General features: G+C 61.4%; 18 protein-coding genes and 1 riboswitch. Of the genes, 12 read left to right on the forward strand and 6 right to left on the reverse strand.

From position 1 onward, the window contains the following. Positions 1–116 precede the first annotated feature (116 nt). Entirely contained in the window at positions 117–2,114 is a 1,998-nt protein-coding gene (gene tkt / locus HX792_RS14360; RefSeq protein WP_176996717.1) for a transketolase, read from the reverse strand. A gap of 259 nt (positions 2,115–2,373) precedes the next feature. Between tkt and HX792_RS14365 the strand changes: the two genes are divergently transcribed. From HX792_RS14365 to HX792_RS14385, 5 genes are all read left to right on the forward strand, one after another. Beyond that, positions 2,374–3,369, forward strand: coding sequence for a metalloregulator ArsR/SmtB family transcription factor (locus tag HX792_RS14365; RefSeq protein WP_176996718.1), 996 nt, complete (start codon positions 2,374–2,376; stop codon positions 3,367–3,369). A gap of 19 nt (positions 3,370–3,388) precedes the next feature. Next, positions 3,389–4,579, forward strand: coding sequence for a methionine adenosyltransferase (metK, locus tag HX792_RS14370; RefSeq protein ID WP_176996719.1), 1,191 nt, complete (start codon positions 3,389–3,391; stop codon positions 4,577–4,579). Positions 4,580–4,798: 219 nt separating this feature from the next. Then, positions 4,799–5,149, forward strand: a complete 351-nt coding sequence (locus tag HX792_RS14375) for a hypothetical protein (RefSeq protein ID WP_176996720.1) — start codon at positions 4,799–4,801, stop codon at positions 5,147–5,149. A 95-nt stretch (positions 5,150–5,244) separates the two neighbouring features. Further along, on the forward strand, positions 5,245–6,903 hold the full coding sequence (gene ligB / locus HX792_RS14380) for an NAD-dependent DNA ligase LigB (RefSeq protein WP_176996721.1): 1,659 nt from the start codon (positions 5,245–5,247) through the stop codon (positions 6,901–6,903). Positions 6,904–6,974: 71 nt separating this feature from the next. Further along, positions 6,975–7,370, forward strand: coding sequence for a DUF1090 domain-containing protein (locus tag HX792_RS14385; RefSeq protein ID WP_176996722.1), 396 nt, complete (start codon positions 6,975–6,977; stop codon positions 7,368–7,370). A gap of 6 nt (positions 7,371–7,376) precedes the next feature. Here HX792_RS14385 and HX792_RS14390 read toward each other — a convergent pair whose 3' ends face one another. After that, positions 7,377–7,826, reverse strand: coding sequence for a cytochrome c (locus HX792_RS14390; RefSeq protein WP_176996723.1), 450 nt, complete (start codon positions 7,824–7,826; stop codon positions 7,377–7,379). 129 nt (positions 7,827–7,955) lie between these two features. Between HX792_RS14390 and HX792_RS14395 the strand changes: the two genes are divergently transcribed. Then, the gene (locus HX792_RS14395) at positions 7,956–9,140 is read left to right on the forward strand and encodes a murein transglycosylase A (RefSeq protein ID WP_176996724.1); all 1,185 of its coding nucleotides are present in this window, start codon (positions 7,956–7,958) and stop codon (positions 9,138–9,140) included. A gap of 125 nt (positions 9,141–9,265) precedes the next feature. Here HX792_RS14395 and HX792_RS14400 read toward each other — a convergent pair whose 3' ends face one another. Then, positions 9,266–9,652, reverse strand: coding sequence for an MAPEG family protein (locus HX792_RS14400; protein WP_176996725.1), 387 nt, complete (start codon positions 9,650–9,652; stop codon positions 9,266–9,268). A 195-nt stretch (positions 9,653–9,847) separates the two neighbouring features. On the opposite strand from HX792_RS14400, the gene HX792_RS14405 reads away from it, so the two are divergent. Continuing rightward, the gene (locus tag HX792_RS14405; RefSeq protein WP_176996726.1) at positions 9,848–11,107 is read left to right on the forward strand and encodes a sodium:proton antiporter; all 1,260 of its coding nucleotides are present in this window, start codon (positions 9,848–9,850) and stop codon (positions 11,105–11,107) included. Here HX792_RS14405 and HX792_RS14410 read toward each other — a convergent pair. The 3 genes from HX792_RS14410 to HX792_RS14420 form a co-directional block, all read right to left on the reverse strand. After that, positions 11,101–11,988, reverse strand: a complete 888-nt coding sequence (locus HX792_RS14410; protein WP_176996727.1) for a formate/nitrite transporter family protein — start codon at positions 11,986–11,988, stop codon at positions 11,101–11,103. The two genes, HX792_RS14405 and HX792_RS14410, sit on opposite strands and share 7 nt — an antisense overlap. A gap of 56 nt (positions 11,989–12,044) precedes the next feature. Beyond that, complete coding sequence (locus HX792_RS14415; RefSeq protein WP_176996728.1) at positions 12,045–13,964, reverse strand: patatin-like phospholipase family protein; 1,920 nt, start codon at positions 13,962–13,964, stop codon at positions 12,045–12,047. A gap of 100 nt (positions 13,965–14,064) precedes the next feature. Further along, positions 14,065–14,457, reverse strand: coding sequence for an acyl-CoA thioesterase (locus tag HX792_RS14420; protein WP_016977737.1), 393 nt, complete (start codon positions 14,455–14,457; stop codon positions 14,065–14,067). A gap of 199 nt (positions 14,458–14,656) precedes the next feature. Continuing rightward, a riboswitch (S-adenosyl-L-homocysteine riboswitch) is annotated at positions 14,657–14,762 on the forward strand. Between the two features lie 21 nt (positions 14,763–14,783). Here HX792_RS14420 and ahcY point away from each other — a divergent pair. The 5 genes from ahcY (at position 14,784) to HX792_RS14445 (ending at position 21,338) form a co-directional block, all read left to right on the forward strand. Next, on the forward strand, positions 14,784–16,193 hold the full coding sequence (ahcY, locus tag HX792_RS14425) for an adenosylhomocysteinase (RefSeq protein WP_010207176.1): 1,410 nt from the start codon (positions 14,784–14,786) through the stop codon (positions 16,191–16,193). A gap of 171 nt (positions 16,194–16,364) precedes the next feature. Further along, complete coding sequence (metF, locus tag HX792_RS14430; RefSeq protein ID WP_176996729.1) at positions 16,365–17,210, forward strand: methylenetetrahydrofolate reductase [NAD(P)H]; 846 nt, start codon at positions 16,365–16,367, stop codon at positions 17,208–17,210. A 78-nt stretch (positions 17,211–17,288) separates the two neighbouring features. Further along, the gene (locus tag HX792_RS14435; protein WP_176996730.1) at positions 17,289–18,371 is read left to right on the forward strand and encodes a hypothetical protein; all 1,083 of its coding nucleotides are present in this window, start codon (positions 17,289–17,291) and stop codon (positions 18,369–18,371) included. A 63-nt stretch (positions 18,372–18,434) separates the two neighbouring features. Next, the gene (locus HX792_RS14440; RefSeq protein WP_176996731.1) at positions 18,435–19,238 is read left to right on the forward strand and encodes an ABC transporter substrate-binding protein; all 804 of its coding nucleotides are present in this window, start codon (positions 18,435–18,437) and stop codon (positions 19,236–19,238) included. 222 nt (positions 19,239–19,460) lie between these two features. Beyond that, positions 19,461–21,338: a DEAD/DEAH box helicase gene (locus tag HX792_RS14445; protein WP_176996732.1), complete on the forward strand. Its 1,878-nt coding sequence runs from the start codon at positions 19,461–19,463 to the stop codon at positions 21,336–21,338. Positions 21,339–21,527 lie beyond the last annotated feature (189 nt).

The following is a 21,527-nucleotide window of genomic DNA, read 5'->3' on the forward strand; positions in this document are numbered from 1 at the left end:
TCGGTGTTGAATGTTCGGACGCCATCGCGGGCAAGCCCGCTCCCACATTAGACCGCGATCCAAATGTGGGAGCGGGCTTGCCCGCGATAGCGCCAGTACAGACAACGCAGACTGACTTAGTCTTCCAGCAGCTCTTCAGCCTGACCCAGGATGTTTTCCAGGGTGAAGCCGAACTCTTCGAACAATGCTGGCGCCGGCGCCGACTCACCGTAGGTGGTCATGCCGATCACGCGGCCTTCCAGGCCCACGTACTTGTACCAGTAGTCGGCGTGAGCCGCTTCGATGGCGATACGCGCGCCGACTTGCAGTGGCAGTACCGATTGCTTGTAGCCGGCGTCCTGGGCTTCGAACACGCTGGTGCACGGCATCGAAACAACACGCACCTTGCGGCCTTGCTCGGTCAGCTTGTCGTAGGCCTGAACGGTCAGGCCCACTTCGGAACCGGTGGAGATCAGGATCAGCTCCGGCTCGCCCGCGCAGTCCTTGAGCACATAACCACCACGGCTGATATCGGCGATCTGCGCGTCGGTACGCACTTGGTGTTGCAGGTTCTGACGCGAGAAGATCAGCGCCGAAGGGCCGTCCTTGCGCTCGATGGCGTGCTTCCAGGCCACCGCGGATTCCACCGCGTCGGCTGGGCGCCAGGTGTCCAGGTTCGGCGTGGTGCGCAGGCTGGTCAGTTGCTCGACCGGCTGGTGCGTCGGGCCGTCTTCGCCCAGGCCGATGGAGTCGTGGGTGTACACATGGATTACACGCTTCTTCATCAGCGCCGCCATACGTACCGCGTTACGGGCGTATTCCATGAACATCAGGAAGGTCGCGCCGTAAGGCACCAGGCCACCGTGCAGGGAAACGCCGTTCATGATGGCGCTCATGCCGAACTCACGTACGCCGTAGTACATGTAGTTGCCGCTGGCGTCTTCAGCCGACACACCTTTGCAGCCTTTCCACAGGGTCAGGTTGGAACCGGCCAGGTCAGCCGAACCACCGAGGATCTCAGGCAGCAACGGGCCAAAGGCGTTCAGGGTGTTCTGGCTGGCTTTACGGCTGGCGATGGTCTCGCCCTTGGCTGCGACTTCGGCGATGTAGGCCGAGGCTTTTTCCGAGAAGTCGGCAGGCAGGTCACCGGCAAGACGGCGAACCAGCTCGTTGGCAAGTTCTGGGAATTCAGCGGAGTAGGCAGCGAAACGCTGGTCCCACTCGGCTTCGGTCGCCAGGCCTTTTTCCTTGGCGCTCCACTCGGCGTAGATATCAGCCGGGATTTCGAACGGGCCATGGTTCCACTTCAGGGCTTCACGGGTCAGGGCGATTTCCGCGTCACCCAATGGGGCGCCGTGGCAGTCTTCTTTACCTTGCTTGTTCGGCGAACCGAAACCGATGGTGGTCTTGCAGCAGATCAGGGTCGGCTGCTCGCTCTTGCGGGCGGTGTCGATGGCGGTCTTGATCTCTTCCGGATCGTGGCCGTCGACGTTGCGGATCACTTGCCAGTTGTAGGCTTCGAAACGCTTGGGGGTGTCATCGGTGAACCAGCCTTCGACTTCGCCGTCGATGGAGATGCCGTTGTCATCGTAGAAGGCAATCAGCTTGCCCAGGCCCAGGGTGCCGGCCAGGGACGCGACTTCGTGGGAAATACCTTCCATCATGCAGCCATCACCCAGGAATACGTAGGTGTGGTGGTCGACGATGTCGTGGCCAGGGCGGTTGAACTGCGCGCCCAGGACTTTTTCAGCCAGCGCGAAACCAACGGCGTTGGCCAGGCCTTGGCCCAGGGGACCGGTGGTGGTCTCGACGCCTGGGGTGTAGCCGAATTCCGGGTGGCCCGGGGTGCGGCTGTGCAGCTGACGGAAGCTCTTGAGGTCGTCGATGGTGACGTCGTAGCCGGTCAGGTGCAGCAGCGAGTAGATCAGCATCGAGCCGTGGCCGTTGGACAGCACGAAGCGGTCACGGTCGGCAAACGATGGGTTGCTCGGGTTGTGTTTCAGGTAGTCACGCCAAAGTACTTCGGCGATATCCGCCATGCCCATTGGGGCACCTGGATGGCCGCTGTTGGCTTTTTGCACGGCATCCATGCTGAGGGCACGAATAGCGTTGGCACGCTCACGACGGCTGGGCATCGCTGATCTCCTGGGGTTTGCTGAAAAGAAACGGAAAAAAGGACCGGCATTTTCCCTCAGCCACCGCCTGCGGGCAATGACAGATAGTCACTTGAGGGCGTTTTTCCTGTGCTTTGGGCGCCATTCGCTTGCAGAAAAGGGTCCCCGGTTCGTCTAAAGGCTATAGCGGCTGCTTATAACCGCCACTTATCGATCAATATCAAAACTTTTTGATATTGGCCTTGCAGGGATTTCCACCCGTCACTAGACTGCTGGCCTTATGAACCTACCTGTGCCCTCCCTGCGTCCCGACGATTGCGAAGAGCTGGCAGCCTTATGCAAGGCCGCTGGTGATCCGTTGCGCCTGAACGTATTGCGCGCACTGGCCAACGACTCGTTCGGCGTACTGGAACTGGCGCAGATCTTCGCCATCGGCCAGTCCGGCATGAGCCACCATTTGAAGGTACTGGCCCAGGCCGACCTGGTGGCCACCCGCCGCGAAGGCAATGCGATTTTCTACCGTCGTGCCCTGCCCCACACCGAACTGCTGGGCGGCAAGCTGCATGCCGCACTGCTCGAAGAAGTGGATAACTTGAGCCTGCCCACCGACGTACAGTCGCGCATCGGCCAGGTCCACGGGCAACGGGCTGCCGCCAGCCAGGACTTTTTCTCACGGGTCGCCGAGAAGTTTCGCGCCCAGCAGGACCTGATTGCCGGCCTGCCCCAGTACCGCGAAAGCGTACTGGCGCTGCTGGACAAGCTGAGCTTCAGTGATAAGGCGACGGCGCTGGAAGTCGGCCCCGGCGACGGCGGTTTCCTGCCCGAACTGGCGCGGCGCTTCCAACAGGTCACGGCACTCGACAACAGCCCGGCGATGCTCGAACTGGCGCGCCAGCTGTGCGAGCGCGAAGCACTGGGCAACGTCAGCCTGCAGTTGGCCGACGCGCTCAATGACACCAGCCTGCGGGCCGACTGCGTGGTGCTGAACATGGTCTTGCACCATTTCGCCGCCCCGGCCGACGCCCTCAAGCAAATGGCCGGGTTGCTGCACCCTGGCGGTAGCCTGCTGGTTACGGATTTATGCAGCCACAACCAGAATTGGGCCAAGGAGGCCTGCGGTGATCTCTGGTTGGGTTTTGAACAGGACGATCTGGCCCGTTGGGCCACCGCTGCGGGACTCGTTCCCGGGGAAAGCCTCTATGTAGGTTTACGTAATGGTTTCCAGATCCAGGTCCGCCACTTTCAGCGACCGGCTGGCGACACTCACCATCGGTAAATATCAGGAAAACATCGAGATGAGCGAATACTCCCTTTTCACCTCCGAGTCCGTGTCTGAAGGGCATCCGGACAAAATCGCCGACCAGATTTCTGACGCGGTGCTGGACGCCATCATTGCTGAAGACAAGTTCGCCCGTGTGGCGTGCGAGACTCTGGTGAAAACCGGTGTAGCGATCATCGCGGGTGAAGTCACCACGTCGGCCTGGGTTGACCTGGAGCAGATCGTTCGTGACGTGATCACCGACATCGGCTACACCAGCTCCGACGTCGGCTTCGACGGCGCGACCTGCGGCGTGATGAACATCATCGGCAAGCAGTCCCCCGACATCAACCAAGGTGTGGACCGTGCCAAGCCTGAAGATCAGGGCGCCGGCGACCAAGGCCTGATGTTCGGCTATGCCAGCAACGAAACCGACGTGCTGATGCCAGCACCGATCACCTTCTCGCACCAGCTTGTGCAACGGCAAGCCGAAGCCCGCAAAGCCGGCCTGCTGCCATGGTTGCGCCCGGACGCCAAGTCCCAGGTGACCTGCCGTTACGAAGGTGGCAAGGTTGTCGGTATCGACGCCGTCGTACTGTCGACCCAGCACAACCCGGACGTTTCCTACGCCGACCTGCGTGAAGGCGTGATGGAGCTGATCGTCAAGCACGTACTGCCTGCCGAGCTGCTGACCAAGGACACTCAGTTCCACATCAACCCGACCGGCCAGTTCATCATCGGTGGCCCGGTGGGCGACTGCGGCCTGACCGGTCGCAAGATCATCGTCGACAGCTACGGCGGCATGGCCCGTCACGGCGGTGGCGCATTCTCGGGTAAAGATCCATCCAAGGTTGACCGTTCCGCTGCCTACGCCGGTCGTTATGTGGCCAAGAACATCGTGGCGGCCGGCCTGGCCGAGCGTTGCGAGATCCAGGTTTCCTACGCCATCGGTGTGGCCCAGCCTACGTCGATCTCACTGAACACCTTCGGCACCGGCAAGATCAGCGACGACAAGATCGTGAAGCTAGTGCGTGAGATCTTCGACCTGCGCCCTTACGCCATCACCACCATGCTCGACCTGCTGCACCCGATGTATCAGGAAACCGCAGCCTACGGCCACTTCGGTCGTACCCCTGCGCAGAAGACTGTCGGCGACGACACCTTCACCACCTTCACGTGGGAAAAAACTGACCGCGCCAACGACCTGCGCACTGCTGCCGGTCTGTAATCGCTCGCGGTACACAGAGCCCTGCCGGGTTGACTCGGCGGGGCTTTTTTATGGCTGGCGTTTACGGGACGACCTTCACGTTTTTTGGATCCAATACTTGCAGGCCAAATAATGGCCCTCTAGAATCCGCGCCCTCTCGGGCCCTTCACCTTATTTGGATATTGCCCTGCGCCAGCCCGGGATAGACGCGCGCGCAGGCAATCGAACATTGAGGTTTTCATGCGTATTTCCACACTCGCCCCTGCCGCCCTTCTGCTCAGCCTGTTCGCCCTGCCGGCCCATGCTGCCGACCTGAGCGCCCTGGGTGGTGCCCTGACGTCCAAACTGGGCGTGAGCAATTCCGGCGATTGCCAGCAACAAGCCAACGACCTGCAAGCCAAGATCGATGCTGCCAAGGCCGCCAAGGACGATCTCAAAGAGAAAGCCTTCAAAGCCGCTCAAGACCAGATCAACAAAGGTTGCAACAAACTCGCTGAGACCCAGGCCAAAGCCGACGCCAAGCCGCAAACACAGGAAGCCAAGGCCGATAAAGCCGACCCGGTGAAAGCCTTGGGCGGTCTGTTCAAGTAAGTAGAAACACCCGGTAAAAAGCCCCGCGCTGTCGGGGCTTTTTTGTGGCCGTGAGGATCACTTAGGCTGTGCGTCCTTTTCGGGCAAGGATGCTCATGATGCGTTTTCTGATTGCTCTTTTATTGAGTGCGGTGCCGTTTCTGGCGTGGGCCGAAGCGTGCCCGGATGACGCCCGATCTCAACTCGACAGTCTGGCCAGACAGGTCAGTCAATGGGATGACAGCTACCACCGGCTTGGCCAGTCGCCTGTCAGCGATGAGTTGTACGATCAGGCCCGGGGTCGCCTGGCCCAATGGCGCCAGTGTTTTCCTCAAACCCAGCCTGACAACCCGCTGGCGAGTTCGCGAGGCACAGTGCGTCACCCAGTCGCTCACACGGGCCTGGAAAAACTGCTGGATGAGGCGGCGGTCGGCGACTGGCTCGGTACACGGCAAAACGTCTGGATCCAGCCCAAGATCGACGGTGTGGCGGTGACACTGGTGTATCGCCAGGGTCGCTTGAGCCAGCTCATCAGTCGCGGCGACGGGCTGCTCGGCCAGGACTGGTCAGCCGCCGCACGCAAGATCCCAGGCATCGTCCAGCAACTCCCGGAACCTGTTGACCTGGTGCTGCAAGGCGAACTCTATTGGCGCCTCACTGATCATGTGCAGTCGGCAAACGGAGGCCTCAGCGCCCGCAGCAAGGTTGCCGGGCTGATGAACCGGCGCCAACTGAACGATGCCGAAGCTGGTGGTATCGGCTTGTTCGTCTGGGCCTGGCCGGATGGCCCGCCCGATTTTACCGAACGCCTGGCGACCCTCGCACGCTGGGGTTTCCCAGACAGCCAGCGCTACAGCCAGCCCCTCCAGAACATCACCGACGCCGCACACTGGCGCAGCTATTGGTTCAACCACCCGTTGCCGTTCGCCAGCGATGGGGTGGTGCTGCATCAAGCCGTGCACGCACCCGCCGAACGTTGGCAGGCCAGCACGCCGTACTGGGCCGTTGCCTGGAAGTACCCGGTGGCCAAGGCCCTGGCACTGGTACGCAAGGTGCAATTCAAGATCGGGCGAACCGGGCGCATCACCCCCATCCTGGAGCTGGAACCCGTGCGGCTGGACGATCGACAGATCAGCCGAGTCAGCGTCGGCTCCCTCAAGCGCTGGCAGGCGCTGGATATACGCCCCGGCGACCATGTGTCCATCAGTCTGGCCGGCCAGGTGATTCCTCGGCTGGACCAGGTGATCCTGCGCAACGAGACCCGAGCGCCCATCGCTGTCCCCGACGCCCGCGACTTTCACCCCTTGAGCTGCTGGCAACTGGACCCGGGCTGCGAGGAGCAGTTGCTGGCACGCCTGACCTGGATGAGCAGCGACCAGGGCCTGGCTTTGCCCCATATGGGCCGTGAAACCTGGAACGTATTGCTCCAGGCCGGTCTAATCGCAGGCTTTCTCGATTGGTTAACCCTGGATGAGGCAGAGCTTGCTAACATTGATGGCTTCGGTGATCGCAGCCGTGCGCGCGTGCTCAACAGCATTCACAGCGCCCGGCAACGGCCCTTTGCACAATGGCTAAAAGCCCTGGGCGTACCGCCCTCGGCACGCAACAACCTGGACGGCGGCTGGCAAAACCTGGTCGCTCGAGACACCAAAGCCTGGCAGGCCGCAGATGGCATCGGCCCAGGGCGTGCAGCGCAACTCAGCGCTTTTTTTCACGACCCGCAGGTACAGGCCTTGGCCGAAACATTACACGTGGCTGGGATCGACGGGTTTTGAACCCGGCCCACCGCTCTTTAACCCAACGGCAGAATTCACCCTGCCACCCGTTTGCGACCTTGGAGCCCTACATGAAATTTCTCGCCCCGTTTGCCCTGTTGACCGTCGCAAGTTTCATGGCCACGCCGTTGCTGGCCGCAGAAGAAGCCCCTCAACTCACCGGCTGTGCCGCCAAGCGCCAAGCCATCAGCACCCAGATCGATCAAGCCAAGGCCCACGGCAACAGCGAACAGCAAGCCGGCCTGGAAAAAGCCCTGAGCGAAGTGACCGCCAATTGCACTGATGCTTCCTTGAAGAAGGAGCGTGAGAACAAGGTGCTCGACGCCAAGCACGAAGTCAGCCGCCGTCAGGCCGACCTCGACAAGGCGATGAAAAAGGGCGACGCCGACAAGATCAACAAGCGCAAGGACAAGCTCGCCCAGTCCCGCAAAGAACTGCAGGACGCAGTCGAAGAGCTCGACAAGTAAAACCGGTCAGTGGTCGCGGAACTGCTTGTGGCAGGCCGTGCAGGCGTCTTCGACTTTCTGCACGGCCGGCCCCAGGTTGCTGGCTTTGTAAGGCTGCACTTGGCTTGCGATTACCAACTCGCCGGTGGCCGCTTCAAGGTTGCGCGCCAGTTCCTGGAAGCGTGCCTGTTGCTGCCAGACGTTGTCTTTAGCACTGGTATGATCTTCCTCACGCACGCTCGGGAAATGCTTCCACGGCTCGTGGGACAACGCATCGAGCTTGACCGCGCCTTCAGCGAACTTCGCACCGTCGAACGGGATACGCCCACGCAACATGCCGCCCAGGTCTTCGCCGGTCTTGAGCATCTGCTTGAAGATCGCCTTGCGCTGGCCCAACGGCGAATTCGGGTCGACACCGCCACAGGCGGACAGCGTCAGGCAGGCCAGCAATACAACGGTCAGTCTTTTAAAAGTCATGATGGCTTCGAGGTCACGGGAAACGGCGGCCAGTATCCTCGCCCCGCCCGTAAACACCAATAGCCCTATTAATAATAAGGGTTGCCCGGATGCGCCAATGCACGGGCAATCGCTTCAGGAAGTGCTTGTATGAATGTCACCCGAAAAGCCTGGAGCCGCCGCCTGGCGTGGGCTCTGCCAATGATCGCGCTGCTGGCCGGCTGCGATGGCGGCAAGGATGCGGGCAAAGATGAAATCGTAAAACCCCATGCTGTCGCGACCTACGTGAGCGCGCCTTGGGAAGCCTTGCCCACGGTGTCCGACACAGACTTGCTGGCCGGCTTTGAATCCTGGCGCAGTGCCTGCCAACGCCTCAAGGCCGACCCGGTCTGGGGCGCGACCTGTGCCGCTGCAGCCAGCGTGCCGGGCAACGCCGCAGCGGTTCGCGGCTTTCTCAAGGAGCGCCTGGATGTCTTCGGCCTACGCTCGGCAGACAACACCCCGAACGGCTTGATCACCGGCTATTACGAACCGGTCTACCCCGGCAGCCTGACCAAGACCGCCACCGCCAACGTGCCGGTGTATGGCGTGCCGGATGACCTGATCATCGTCAACCTCGAAAGCATTTACCCGGAACTCAAGGGCAAGCGCCTGCGCGGCCGCCTGGAAGGTCGTGTGCTCAAGCCTTATGACGACGCCAGCACCATCAATGGCCAAGGCTCCAGTGCCAAGCCAATCGCCTGGCTGACAGACCCGATGGACCTGCAATTCCTGCAGATCCAGGGCTCAGGCCGCATCCAGCTGGCAGGCGGGCGGCAACTGCGCATCGGTTACGGCGACCAGAACGGCTACCCGTACCGACCTATCGGCCGCTGGCTGGTGGAACAAGGCGAGTTGAAAAGGGATGACGTGACCATGGGCGCCATCAGCGCATGGGCCAAGGCACATCCGCAACGTATTCCGGAACTGCTGGCGAGCAACCCCAGCTATGTGTTCTTCAGTGCCCGCCCCGACAGCAACGAAGGCCCGCGGGGTTCGCTGAACGTGCCGTTGACTGCCGGCTACAGCGTGGCGGTGGACCGCAAGGTGATTCCGCTGGGTAGCTTGTTGTGGCTGTCGACGACTAAACCGGATGGTTCGCCTATCGCAAGGCCCGTCGCGGCGCAGGACACGGGCGGCGCGATTACGGGTGAAGTGCGCGCGGATCTGTTCTGGGGGACTGGCGCTGCGGCGGGGGAGCTGGCCGGCAACATGAAGCAGCAGGGGCAGATCTGGATGCTATGGCCCAAAGGTGCTGCATTGCCGCAAGTACTCGATGCCCCTGCCGGGACCTGAAGAACATCACCGAACCCGTGTGGGAGCCGGGCTTGCCCGCGATGGCGGCCTGTCAGATACATCTTTGCTGGCTGACACTGCGCGATCGCAGGCAAGCCAGCTCCCACATCGGGCTGCGTCAATCTTTAGATCGAGACAAAGAAGAAACTCGCAATCAACGCCATGCCCACGAACCACACCAGCGAACGCAACATCGCCCAGTCCGCCAGGTAGCAAATGATGTACAGCAGCCGACTGGTGATAAACAGCACCGCCAGCACGTTGATCGTCACCAGCGACGCCGTGCCGGCCAGGTGCGCGATGATCACCGCCGCCGCAAACGCCGGGGTGACTTCAAAGCTGTTGAGCTGGGCGTTATGGGCGCGCTTGGCAAACCCGTCAAGGGTTTCCAGGAAGGCGCGAGGGTCGTGGTTCTGCCGAGGCCCGAACTTGCCGCCGCTGAACTTGGCCACGCCCGTGCACAGATAAGGCAGGAAAATTGCGATCAACACACACCAGAAAGCGACCGTCATCACTGATTCCTTTTGTCGTTTTAGTCAGGAGTTAGAGTTTTAGCACTAATAAAGCCACGCCGCACCCACCCGCTATGAGCGACGGCGTGCGCAAAGGTTCTATCCGGCTTTTGCCGCAGAGCCTGCAACCACCCACCGCAATTGCGGTCCATGCACCATTAACGATCGTCTACCCCCCACTTCCAAGGACCCCGGATGCTTGAACTTGTCGCCGCCTTTATCTGCCTCACCACCCTGCTCACCTATGTGAACTTCCGTTTTATCGGTCTGCCGCCCACCATTGGTGTGATGGTCACGGCCCTGCTGTTCTCCTTGATCCTGCAAGGTTTGAGCTTCCTCGGCTACCCCGGCCTGGAAGAGCGTATCCAGCAATTGATCGGCCAGATTGACTTCGGCGACCTGCTGATGAACTGGATGCTGTCCTTCCTGCTGTTTGCCGGTGCCCTGCACGTCAACCTGAATGACCTGCGCAGCTACCGCTGGCCCATCGGCCTGCTGGCAACCTTTGGCGTGTTGATCGCCACTGTGGTCATCGGCAGCCTGGCGTACTACATCTTTGCCCTGTTCGGCTGGCACGTGAGTTTCCTGTACTGCCTGTTGTTCGGCGCACTGATCTCCCCGACCGATCCGATTGCAGTACTCGGCGTGCTACGAACCGCCAATGCGTCCAAGCCGCTGAAAACCACCATCGTCGGCGAGTCACTGTTCAACGACGGCACGGCGGTGGTGGTGTTTACCGTACTGCTCGGCATCGCACAGCTGGGTGAGACGCCCACCGTGGGCGCCACCGCCATGCTGTTTGCCCACGAGGCGATTGGCGGCGTGGTGTTTGGCGGCCTGATCGGCTACCTGGTGTACCTGATGATCAAGAGCATCGAGCAGCACCAGATCGAAGTGATGCTGACCCTGGCGTTGGTGATCGGCGGCTCGGCGATGGCCACTGAACTGCACGTTTCGGCACCGATCGCGATGGTGGTGGCCGGCCTGATCATCGGCAATCTGGGCCGCAAGCTGGCGATGAACGACATGACCCGCCGCTACCTGGACGGTTTCTGGGAGCTGCTCGATGACATGCTCAACGCCTTGCTGTTCGCCCTGATCGGCATGGAGTTGTTGCTGTTGCCGTTCAACTGGCTGCATGTGTTCGCCGCCAGCCTGCTGGCAGTGGCGATCCTGCTCTCGCGCCTGTTGACCGTCGCCCCCGCCATCCTGTTGCTGCGCCGCTGGCGCACGGTGCCACGGGGCACCATCCGCATTCTCACCTGGGGCGGTTTGCGTGGCGGCGTCTCGGTCGCACTGGCGCTGGCCCTGCCGCTGGGCCCGGAGCGCGACCTGCTGCTGAGCATCACCTATATCGTGGTGCTGTCGTCGATCCTGTTGCAGGGTTTGAGCATTGGCAAGCTGGTTAAGCGCGTGACCCGGGACGAACCCCAGGCCACGCCTGACGCTCACTGATCCTTGCTGATCGGCTGCGGATGCCTCGGGTCCGCAGCCTTCTTGCCCGGCAGGCTGTTTTCACTGCGGATCTGCGCATGGCTGATCAGCGCAAAGATAAAGCTGCCGCCAATGATGTTGCCCGCCAGCGTCGGCCCGGCGAACACCAGCCAGAAGTCCTTCCACGGCAATTCGCCGGCAAATACCAGGTAGGACACCTCCGCCGAGCCCACGACGATATGGGTGAAGTCCCCCAGCGCCATCAAGTAGGTGATCAAGATGATGATCCACAGCTTGGCGCTTTCCATCGACGGGATCATCCACACCATGGTGGCAATCATCCAACCAGAGACAATGCCCTTGGCGAACATCTGCCCGGGGTCGTTCTCCATGACCTTGCGCCCGATGTCGAGGAAGGCCATGTCGGTCTTGGTGTCGAAGATCGGCAGATGCAGCATCACGTACGCCACCAGCAAGGTGCCGCACAGGTTACCCACCAGCACCACCGTCCACAGGCGCAGCAACCGGCCAGCATTGGCCAATGTCGGCTTGCTCATCACAGGAAGAACGGCGGTCAGGGTGTTTTCGGTGAACAGTTGCTGGCGCGCCAGGATCACCGCGAGGAACCCCGCGCAGTAACCGAAGCTGGCGATGACTTTGAATTCCTCACCGTCCGGCAACCGTGAGTTGAGCAGTCCCATGCCCATCAGGGACAAGCCCATGGTCAGGCCGGCCGCCAGCGCCGACCACCACAGCGCCGCGACATTGCGCTCCAGTTCCTGGTCGCCCTGGGTGCGGATGATTTCATGCAGGACCGCCGCGCGGGGTGGCTGGTTCTTGTCCACGTCCTGCTGCTCTTCCTGCGACAGGTTGGGGGTCTTGCCGTCTTCTTCAGTAGCCATGATCGTTCAGCGCTCGAGGGGTGCCTGTAGCTACGACACGCCGCGACGACAGCTGTTCAGTGGCCCGGTATACGCCAGGCCTTGGCCATTTCCACAGTGGTCGAGCTGAACGGCTTGCCCCAGGGTTTATTGCGCGCTTTGTAATGCTCAATGATGACATCCAGCACGCGGTTGAACTCGGCGGGGGTGGTGGCTTCGCCCAGGTCCCGCGCGGCGCGTTGCAGCAATTCAACGTTGGACGCCGGCTGGCCCGGGCGGTACAGCGACGGGTAGATGACCTCTCGCGTGAAGTTTTCAGCTTTCACCGCGATATCGCGCCGCTTCATTTCGGCGACAGCACTGGTCATCACCCTCGAGAGGGGCTCTCCGGTGGCTGACGCCGGTTTTTGAGCCACCTGCATCAGTTGCTGGAAGTTGTGCTGACCCGGCGCATTCAGACGCTTCCCCAGCCACTCAACATGCTCAGGCCGACGGGCAAGCGCATCCAGGTTACGTAATGCCGCCGCCAGTTTCGGCGTAATTTTCAGGGTATCGCTGGCCTGATTCGCTTCGGTAATCGCGACATCCAGTACCCGCAACGCCTGCAGCGCCCCCTTGTGAAACAGCAACACATCCGCACCCGCCGGGTCCTTCGCCAACTGATCGCTCACGCTGGCCAGCATTTCATCGTCCATCGCCAGCACTGCGCTCTCCAATGAAGCAAACGGATACTGCTCGCGGACCACCTCACGTTTATCCAAATGCGCGGCCACCGCCTGGTGAGCCTTCGCCTGCAGGTGCTGTTTCTGTTCGGGGGTCATGGTGAAGTTGACGGTGCCGTTGAGCAGGCCGCGAAAATCGCCTTTGTCCGTGTGCAGCGGCAATGTCACCGTCTGGTCGCTATAGGCCTTGAGCCGTTCTGTTTGATAAGCCCCGGCAGCGGCATGTGGGGTGCCGGTCACTTTATCGACGATGTGGCTGATAAACCCGCCGCTTTTTTTCGGCGCTGCCTCTTCGGACTCAAACTTGACGACCAGCGACTCAGGCTTGCTCAACGGGCCCAGCGACAGCGACGAGCCGACCACGCCGGGCGCGGGCGTATTGGCCAGCAAGCCACCGTCTTGGAACGCAGTAACTTCAGCCGTTTCCTGAAACCCATGGCCTTGTTCTTGAGGGCTCTTGAACACCACCGGCAGCGAGCCTGAAATGCGTGCGGCGCGGGCGATATCCATGTCCGGTGTGAGGTTGGCATTGAACACCACCAATTGCGGACGACCGTCGAACATGCCGGTGCCGGTGATATTGAGTTGCTTGATCGCCGGAATATGACGGCTTAACTCTTCAAGGTCGCGAATGGTCGGCGTGCCACCGGCGCTCAGCCTGTCGGCGATCTTCATGACTTCAGCGGGCCGAGCAGCCCTTGGCATTTCGGCAATATGCACCAGGATCGATTTGCGAGACTCGCTGCGCATCATCTCTTCCAGGGGGGAGGCCTCGGTTTGCAGGCGCGGCAGCAACGTCAGCAGCAATTGGGAGATGTTGCCGGCAGGCCCAGGCAAGCGACCGGCGAGCTTGCCGAGGTGGGTGCTGACGCCTTGCAACCAAGCGGTCACCGGATCGTTGCTATTGAGCAGGCTTGGCAGGTCGATGCTGTTCGACAGCTCGCCGAACGCCTTGGCGCCCATGCCGCTGGCCAGCAAGGTCGCGGAAATCGCGCCGGCGGATGAGCCGGAAATCACCTTCATGCCTTGCAGTTTCTTGCCATCCTCCAGCGCCTGCACCATCCCCGGAAACGCAATGCCCTTGGCGCCACCACCGCTGAGCACCAAGTGGCTGGGCGGCGACGGAGACACGCTCACCTGCACTCGCCCATCGCTATAACGATAGAGGCTCAACTTGCGCGGCCCTACATCTTTGACCAGAGGCGTCCTGACGTCCTGGTCGACGGTTTGAGGCAACGGCGGACGGATTTGGACAGGGGAGTTGGACACTTTCATACGCAGGCTCTCGCTACAGGTTGTGGTCCTGTGTGATGAGAGAGCCTGAGAAAGATCCAGGCGGAATGATTTGGTAAAGCAAATCAAACCGTCGTTGGGGTTATTCGTCCTGGAACTGGTCCTTCACGTACTTGATCTCGGTACGGCCATGCGGTGCTGGCAGGCCGTCTTCACCGAGGTTGACGAAAACCATTTTTTCCACGGTCAGGATGCTTTTGCGGGTGATCTTGTTGCGTACTTCGCAGGTCAGGGTGATGGACGTGCGGCCGAACTCGGTGGCCGTAATACCCAACTCGATGATGTCGCCCTGGCGCGAAGCGCTGACAAAGTTGATTTCGGAGATGTACTTGGTCACCACACGCTGGTTGCCCAACTGGACAATCGCGTAAATGGCCGCTTCTTCGTCGATCCAGCGCAGCAGGCTGCCACCGAACAGGGTGCCGTTGGGGTTGAGGTCTTCGGGTTTTACCCATTTGCGGGTGTGGAAGTTCATGGTCACTCCAAAGCGTCTTGCCAAATGATGGGCATCATCATGGCAGAGCCCGGGCCCAAGCTCTATGAGCCATTGCCTATCAACCCCATCAGCGATCTTCATATGCCCGACGGAAAGGCTTTTAGAACGCGTAACCAGACGGCTATAATCGCCCCCGCTTCAAAACGGTCATCTTCAGTTGATACCGTTCTCCCGCCACCTGTCCGAGGGGCGCTGCAGCAGGTTCAACCTGTCAGGCTCGGATGGGGCGTTGTCCGGCCTGGTTAGCCAGCTGGATACTAAACGCACAACGGCGCCCATTCGCACACTACGAATGGAGGCTCTTCATGAGCGCAGTAAACACGCCTGCAGATTTCAACGACTACAAGGTCGCCGACATGTCCCTCGCTGCCTGGGGCCGTCGCGAAACCTTCATCGCCGAATCCGAAATGCCAGCCCTGATGGGCCTGCGTCGCAAGTACGCCGCTGAGCAGCCGCTCAAAGGCGCCAAGATCCTCGGCTGCATCCACATGACCATCCAGACTGCCGTGCTGATCGAAACCCTGGTTGCCCTGGGTGCCGAAGTGCGTTGGTCGTCCTGCAACATCTTCTCGACTCAAGACCAGGCCGCTGCCGCCATTGCTGCTGCCGGTATCGCGGTATTCGCCTGGAAAGGCGAGACCGAAGAAGAGTACGAGTGGTGCCTGGAGCAAACCATCCTCAAAGATGGCAAGCCATGGGACGCCAACATGATCCTCGACGACGGCGGCGACCTGACCGAGCTGCTGCACAAGAAGTACCCACAGATTCTGGACCGCGTCCACGGTGTGACCGAAGAGACCACCACTGGCGTTCACCGCCTGCTGGACATGCTGGCCAAGGGCGAGCTGAAAATCCCGGCCATCAACGTCAACGACTCGGTGACCAAGAGCAAGAATGACAACAAGTACGGCTGCCGTCACAGCCTGAACGATGCCATCAAGCGTGGTACCGACCACCTGCTGTCGGGCAAGCAAGCCCTGGTGATCGGCTACGGTGACGTGGGCAAGGGTTCGTCCCAATCCCTGCGTCAGGAAGGCATGATCGTTAAAGTCTCCGAAGTTGACCCGATCTGCGCCATGCAAGCCTGCATGGACGGTTTCGAAGTGGTTTCGCCGTTCATCAACGGCCAGAACGACGGCACCGAAGCGAGCATCGACAAGGCCCTGCTGGGCAAGATCGACCTGATCGTGACCACTACCGGTAACGTGAATGTTTGCGACGCAAACATGCTCAAAGCCCTGAAGAAGCGCGCTGTTGTCTGCAACATCGGCCACTTCGACAACGAAATCGACACCGCTTTCATGCGCAAGAACTGGGCATGGGAAGAAGTGAAGCCACAGGTACACAAGGTTCACCGTACCGGTGCTGGCGATTTCGACCCACAGAACGACGACTACCTGATCCTGCTGGCTGAAGGCCGTCTGGTTAACCTGGGCAACGCTACTGGCCACCCAAGCCGCATCATGGACGGCTCGTTTGCCAACCAGGTGCTGGCGCAGATCTTCCTGTTCGGCCAGAAGTACGCCGACCTGTCGCCCGCCCAGAAAGCCGAGCGCCTGACCGTGGAAGTACTGCCGAAGAAACTCGACGAAGAAGTGGCCCTGGAAATGGTCCGTGGCTTCGGCGGCGTGGTAACCCAACTGACCAAGACCCAGGCCGACTACATCGGCGTGACCGTTGAAGGTCCGTTCAAGCCTCACGCTTACCGCTACTGATTTGCCTGCTGCCCGCCTCCTTCTGGGGGCGGGCTCTTGTAGGAGCTGGCTTGCCGGCGATGGCTTCAACTCGGTTTTGCTGCGCCACCGAGGTGCCTGCATCGCCGGCAAGCCAGCTCCTACAGGGATTGCGCACGTCTAACAGGCCTTTGAGTTTCCAAGGATACGACCATGTCCCAAGACCGTCGCTACAGCTTCGAGTTCTTCCCGACCAAGACCGATGCTGGGCATGAAAAACTGATGGCGACTGCCACTCAGTTGGCCAGCTACAACCCCGACTTCTTTTCCTGCACCTACGGCGCCGGCGGCTCGACCCGTGACCGTACGATCAACACCGTGCTGCAGCTGGAAAGCCAAGTCAAAGTTCCCGCCGCTCCGCACTTGTCGTGCGTGGGCGACAGCAAAGCTGACCTGCGCGGCCTGCTGACCCAATACAAGCAAGCCGGCATCAAGCGCATCGTCGCCTTGCGTGGCGACCTGCCGTCCGGCATGGGCATGGCCAGCGGCGAGCTGCGCTACGCCAATGACCTGGTGAGCTTCATCCGCGAAGAAAGCGGCGATCACTTCCACATCGAAGTGGCGGCCTACCCGGAGATGCACCCCCAGGCACGCAATTTCGAAGACGATCTTCACAACTTCGTGCGCAAGGCCAACGCCGGCGCCGACAGCGCCATCACCCAGTACTTCTTCAACGCCGACAGCTACTTCTACTTCGTCGAGCGTGTACGGGCCATGGGCGTCGACATCCCGATCGTGCCGGGCATCATGCCGATCACCAACTACAGCAAGCTGGCGCGCTTCTCCGACGCCTGCGGCGCTGAAATCCCGCGCTGGGTGCGCAAGCAACTGGAAGCCTACGGCGATGACGTCAAGAGCATCCAGGCGTTCGGCGAACAGGTCATCACCGAAATGTGTGAACGTTTGTTACAAGGTGGCGCGCCAGGGTTGCACTTCTATACCCTGAACCAGGCTGAACCCAGCCTTGCCATCTGGAACAACCTCAAGCTGCCACGCTAAGGGTTGTCTGGCTGTACCAAGGCCCTCGTTTCGACGAGGGCCTTTGTCGTTTTAAATGCCCACGGAACCCTGCAGTCCATGAACACAGCGCCTTCGACTTCCCGCCCGCAATTGGTCTACCTGGTCTTCGGTTCCGAGACCTACCACCAGGAAGCGGTCTTCAGCATCGCCAGCGCATTGGCCTTTCTGCAGGAAACCCCGGACGCGGCCCTTGATATCCAGGTATTCAGCGACAACCCCGAGCCCTATCGCCTGCTGCCCGTGCGCGTACGCCCACTGGACGAGGCCACGCGCAAACGTTGGAGCGAGCCCCACGGCTACCACTTCCGCACCAAGCACGTGGTGTTGCGCCAAGTGCTGGAGGAGTCGCCGGTCGCGCTGTTGATCGACACCGACACGTTCTTCCATCACTCGCCCATGGCGCTGTTCGAGCGCGTGCAGCCCGGCACCCTGTTGTGCAACGCCTTCTACACCAAGTACGGCGACAACCACGAAAGCATCCTCTACACCGCGCTGCACCAGCGTTTGCTGGACATGGGTGTGGCCGACGATGACATGATGACCCTCAACTCCGGCGTCATGGGCCTGACCCAACAGGACGCACACATCCTCGACCGCTCGATCGAGTTGATGGACGAGTTGTTCCCCCATGCCCAGGGCGCCTACACCCTGGAAGAATTCTGCCTGTCCGTCGCGGCCTACCGCACCGTCAACGTGCGCGAGTGCCCGGACCTGATCCACCACTACTGGAGCCGCAAGCAGCTGTTCCGGGCCAAGGTCAAGGCGTGGATCGCCAAGCACGCGGCAAACCCTACCAGCGAACTGGCGATGGCCGACACCCGCCAGGTGTCCTCGCACCTGCCGCGTCCGCCGCGCCTGCAGCGCCTGATGTACAAGCTGATCACGCTGCTTTTGCCCAAGCACCAGCAGCAGTTCATCCGTGAAATCCTCTACGGCTGCTACGAACACGAGAATGAATTCGACCAGGCGTGTGGCCCGGTTTGGTGGGACAAGGCGCGACAAAATCAGGAAGAGCGCCAGCAGCGGCCGATTGACGCACACCAACTGGAGCACTGGTTTGCCAACCCGGTGGTGCGCCTGATTCTGGGCGAGCGGCGCAATGCAATCCACGAGCATCTGATGGACGCACCGGCCAAATAAGGCCACCCGCCAATGCGTGTGCCAGAGCTTCTCTTTAGGGCAGGAGCGTCGTAACCTCAAGGCATGCCCGTTCTTCTCAAGCTGTTGACCGCTGCGCTTTTCACTTGCCTGAGCTTCGCCGCTTATGGCGAGAAATTGCGCATTGTCACCGAGCCCTGGGCGCCTTACGTCTACGACGACAACGGCACCATGCGCGGGCTGGACTACGAAACCACGGTGATCGTGTTCCAGCGCTTGGGGGTCGATGTGGAATGGCAGTTCCTGCCCTGGAAACGCTGCCTGGCGATGCTCGACCAAGGCCACGCCGATGGCGCGCTGGATATTTTCCACAGCCACGACCGGGACGCCCTGCTGCTTTACCCCAGCGAGCCATTGTCGGAAGTCGAGTTCGTGCTGTATTACGCCAATGAGCGTCCCCACCCCGCCGATACCCTCGAAGACCTGCGCGGCCTGACGGTCGGCACTTCACCGGGCTACCTCTATAGCGAGGCGTTCCGGGAGTCCACGCTGTTCAACCATGAGCCGGCCCCCAGCCACGAGGCCAACTTCGGCAAGCTGTCCCTGGGCCGCATTGACCTGGTGATCACCGACCGCCGCGTGGGCCAGCATGTGATCAAGGCCTTGGGCCTGGAGGGCACGGTCAGCCAGGCGCCCATGGTAGTCAGCCGCCAACAGCAGTTCCTGGCAGTGCGCCGTGGCGCGGGCATGGACCTTTTGGTGCAACGCTTTGCCGCTGAGCTCAAACGCTTCAAACAAGAGCCCGCCTACGCCGCCCTGAGCGAGAAATACGGCGGCAATCCTGCCCCAACGGCCTCGATACCCGCCCCCGAACACACCGTTGAGCAGCAGGAAAGCAGCGCGCCGTGATTGCTCTGTTATACTCCGGCCTTTCCGCCAGGCTTACGCCCGGCCGCTGAGGTCTTGAAAAAGGCACCCAACCCCGCTACTGCGCAGCTTTGCGGCCCGCGCGAGCCGGTGGAGTGCCCGCCAGACGCAGCAGGACCGGACGGGATAACGCTCCCCTAAGCGTCATTCACGCCCGGCAAGATTATCCCTCTGGGCCAAGCCCTAACTAAAACAGGATTACTCATGTCCTTTGCTTCCCTCGGTCTCTCCGAGGCTTTAGTCCGCGCCATCGAGGCAGCGGGCTATACCGAGCCTACTCCGGTGCAACAGCGGGCCATTCCCGCCGTGTTGCAAGGTCGCGACCTGATGGTTGCGGCTCAGACAGGTACTGGTAAAACCGGCGGCTTCGCCCTCCCGATTCTGGAGCGGTTGTTTCCCAATGGTCACCCGGACAAATCCCAGCGTCACGGCCCGCGCCAACCGCGCGTACTGGTCCTGACCCCTACCCGCGAACTCGCCGCCCAGGTGCACGACAGCTTCAAGCTGTATGCCCGCGACCTGAAGTTCGTCAGCGCCTGCATCTTCGGCGGCGTCGGCATGAACCCGCAGGTTCAGGCCATGTCCCGCGGTGTTGACGTGCTGGTGGCCTGCCCTGGCCGCCTGCTCGACCTGTGCGGCCAAGGCAGCGTCGACCTGTCCCACGTGGAAATCCTCGTGCTGGACGAAGCCGACCGCATGCTCGACATGGGCTTTGTCCATGACGTGAAAAAGGTTCTCGCGCGCCTGCCAGCCAAACGCCAGAACCTGCTGTTCTCGGCCACGTTCTCCCAGGACATCACTGCCCTGGCCGGGAAGCTGCTGCACAACCCGGAACGCATCGAAGTCACGCCGCCGAACACCACGGTCGAGCGCATCGAGCAACGCGTGTTCCGCCTGGCCGCCAGCCACAAGCGTGCGCTGCTGGCTCACCTGATCACTGCAGGCGCCTGGGAACAGGTGCTGGTGTTCACCCGCACCAAGCACGGCGCCAACCGCCTGGCCGAGTACCTGGACAAGCACGGCCTCACCGCCGTCGCCATCCACGGCAACAAGAGCCAGAACGCACGCACCAAGGCCCTGGCTGATTTCAAGGCCGGCACCGTGCGCATCCTGGTCGCCACCGATATCGCCGCCCGCGGCCTGGATATCGACCAATTGCCACACGTGGTCAACTTCGAGCTGCCAAACGTCGACGAAGACTACGTGCACCGTATCGGCCGTACCGGCCGTGCCGGTCGTTCGGGTGAAGCCATCTCCCTGGTTGCACCGGACGAAGAAAAACTGCTGAAAAGCATCGAGCGCATGACCAAGCAGAAAATCGCCGACGGCGACCTGATGGGCTTCGATGCCAGCGCCGTGGAGGCCGAAAAGCCAGAAGCGCGCGAACGTCCGGACGTGCGCAACCCGCGCAACCCACGCGGTCCGAAGGGCGATGGCCCGAACGGCGGCGGTGGTGGCGGTGGTCGTCGCGACAAGGGCAAAGACAAGGGCAAGGAGAAATCCGCCTCCAGCAGCCGTGGCGAACGCCCGGCCCGCGAGCAGAAGCCACGTGAAGGCACCCCGGCCCGCGAACAGCGCCAGCCGAGCCAGCCGCCACGCGCTGCAGCCGACCGCGCCCCGGACGAGTTCCTGGACGACGACGTGGATAACTTCGGTAACCGCGTCGATTACGTGCCCCAGGCCAAGCCGGCCCAAGGCCGTGGCCGCCGCCCAGGTGCCCCGGCACAAGGTGCGGGTGCAGGCACGCCACGTGGCGGTCAGCCACAAGGTGGCCGTCAGAACGGTCCGCGTAACAGCAGCGGCGGCACCACCGGTACCCCGCCAGGTAAACGCAACGGCCCACGCAACGGTGCACCACGTGACGGCCAGGCCCGTCGCGAAGACTCGCGCAACCGCCGCCCGTCCCGTGACGACCAATCGCGTTCGTCCGAGCCAGCCGTGCAGAACCCGCGCGGCGGCCCGGCACCGAAGATCATCCACAAGGAGTCGAAAGCAGACCGCTTCCCGACACCTGAGCAGTTGGATCAACTGCCGGGCCGTCCTCGTGGTGAAAAGCCAGCGCTGCTGACCCGCAACCGCTGATTTTCAAAGCCCCATAAAAAATGCCCCGCCTCGAAAGATACGGGGCATTTTTTTCGATTGAGCAAAATCAAATGGGCTTTTCTGTGGGAGCTGGCTTGCCTGCGATAGCGGTGCATCAGTGAGATATGCTTCAACTGACACACCGCTATCGCAGGCAAGCCAGCTCCCACATTGATTGCATTTCAGGCA

Source organism: Pseudomonas sp. B6002 (assembly GCF_013385985.1).
Lineage (GTDB): Bacteria > Pseudomonadota > Gammaproteobacteria > Pseudomonadales > Pseudomonadaceae > Aquipseudomonas.

Bases quoted from the DNA above. Each gene is read 5' to 3' on its own strand.
- HX792_RS14445 (WP_176996732.1), top strand. From the start codon at position 19,461: ATGTCCTTTGCTTCCCTCGGTCTCTCCGAGGCTTTAGTCCGCGCCATC.
- ahcY (WP_010207176.1), top strand. From the start codon at position 14,784: ATGAGCGCAGTAAACACGCCTGCAGATTTCAACGACTACAAGGTCGCC.
- metF (WP_176996729.1), top strand. From the start codon at position 16,365: ATGTCCCAAGACCGTCGCTACAGCTTCGAGTTCTTCCCGACCAAGACC.
- tkt (WP_176996717.1), bottom strand. From the start codon at position 2,114: ATGCCCAGCCGTCGTGAGCGTGCCAACGCTATTCGTGCCCTCAGCATG.
- HX792_RS14400 (WP_176996725.1), bottom strand. From the start codon at position 9,652: ATGACGGTCGCTTTCTGGTGTGTGTTGATCGCAATTTTCCTGCCTTAT.
- HX792_RS14420 (WP_016977737.1), bottom strand. From the start codon at position 14,457: ATGAACTTCCACACCCGCAAATGGGTAAAACCCGAAGACCTCAACCCC.
- HX792_RS14410 (WP_176996727.1), bottom strand. From the start codon at position 11,988: ATGGCTACTGAAGAAGACGGCAAGACCCCCAACCTGTCGCAGGAAGAG.
- HX792_RS14385 (WP_176996722.1), top strand. From the start codon at position 6,975: ATGAAATTTCTCGCCCCGTTTGCCCTGTTGACCGTCGCAAGTTTCATG.
- HX792_RS14415 (WP_176996728.1), bottom strand. From the start codon at position 13,964: ATGAAAGTGTCCAACTCCCCTGTCCAAATCCGTCCGCCGTTGCCTCAA.
- HX792_RS14435 (WP_176996730.1), top strand. From the start codon at position 17,289: ATGAACACAGCGCCTTCGACTTCCCGCCCGCAATTGGTCTACCTGGTC.
- HX792_RS14405 (WP_176996726.1), top strand. From the start codon at position 9,848: ATGCTTGAACTTGTCGCCGCCTTTATCTGCCTCACCACCCTGCTCACC.
- metK (WP_176996719.1), top strand. From the start codon at position 3,389: ATGAGCGAATACTCCCTTTTCACCTCCGAGTCCGTGTCTGAAGGGCAT.
- HX792_RS14365 (WP_176996718.1), top strand. From the start codon at position 2,374: ATGAACCTACCTGTGCCCTCCCTGCGTCCCGACGATTGCGAAGAGCTG.
- HX792_RS14390 (WP_176996723.1), bottom strand. From the start codon at position 7,826: ATGACTTTTAAAAGACTGACCGTTGTATTGCTGGCCTGCCTGACGCTG.
- HX792_RS14440 (WP_176996731.1), top strand. From the start codon at position 18,435: ATGCCCGTTCTTCTCAAGCTGTTGACCGCTGCGCTTTTCACTTGCCTG.
- ligB (WP_176996721.1), top strand. From the start codon at position 5,245: ATGATGCGTTTTCTGATTGCTCTTTTATTGAGTGCGGTGCCGTTTCTG.
- HX792_RS14395 (WP_176996724.1), top strand. From the start codon at position 7,956: ATGAATGTCACCCGAAAAGCCTGGAGCCGCCGCCTGGCGTGGGCTCTG.
- HX792_RS14375 (WP_176996720.1), top strand. From the start codon at position 4,799: ATGCGTATTTCCACACTCGCCCCTGCCGCCCTTCTGCTCAGCCTGTTC.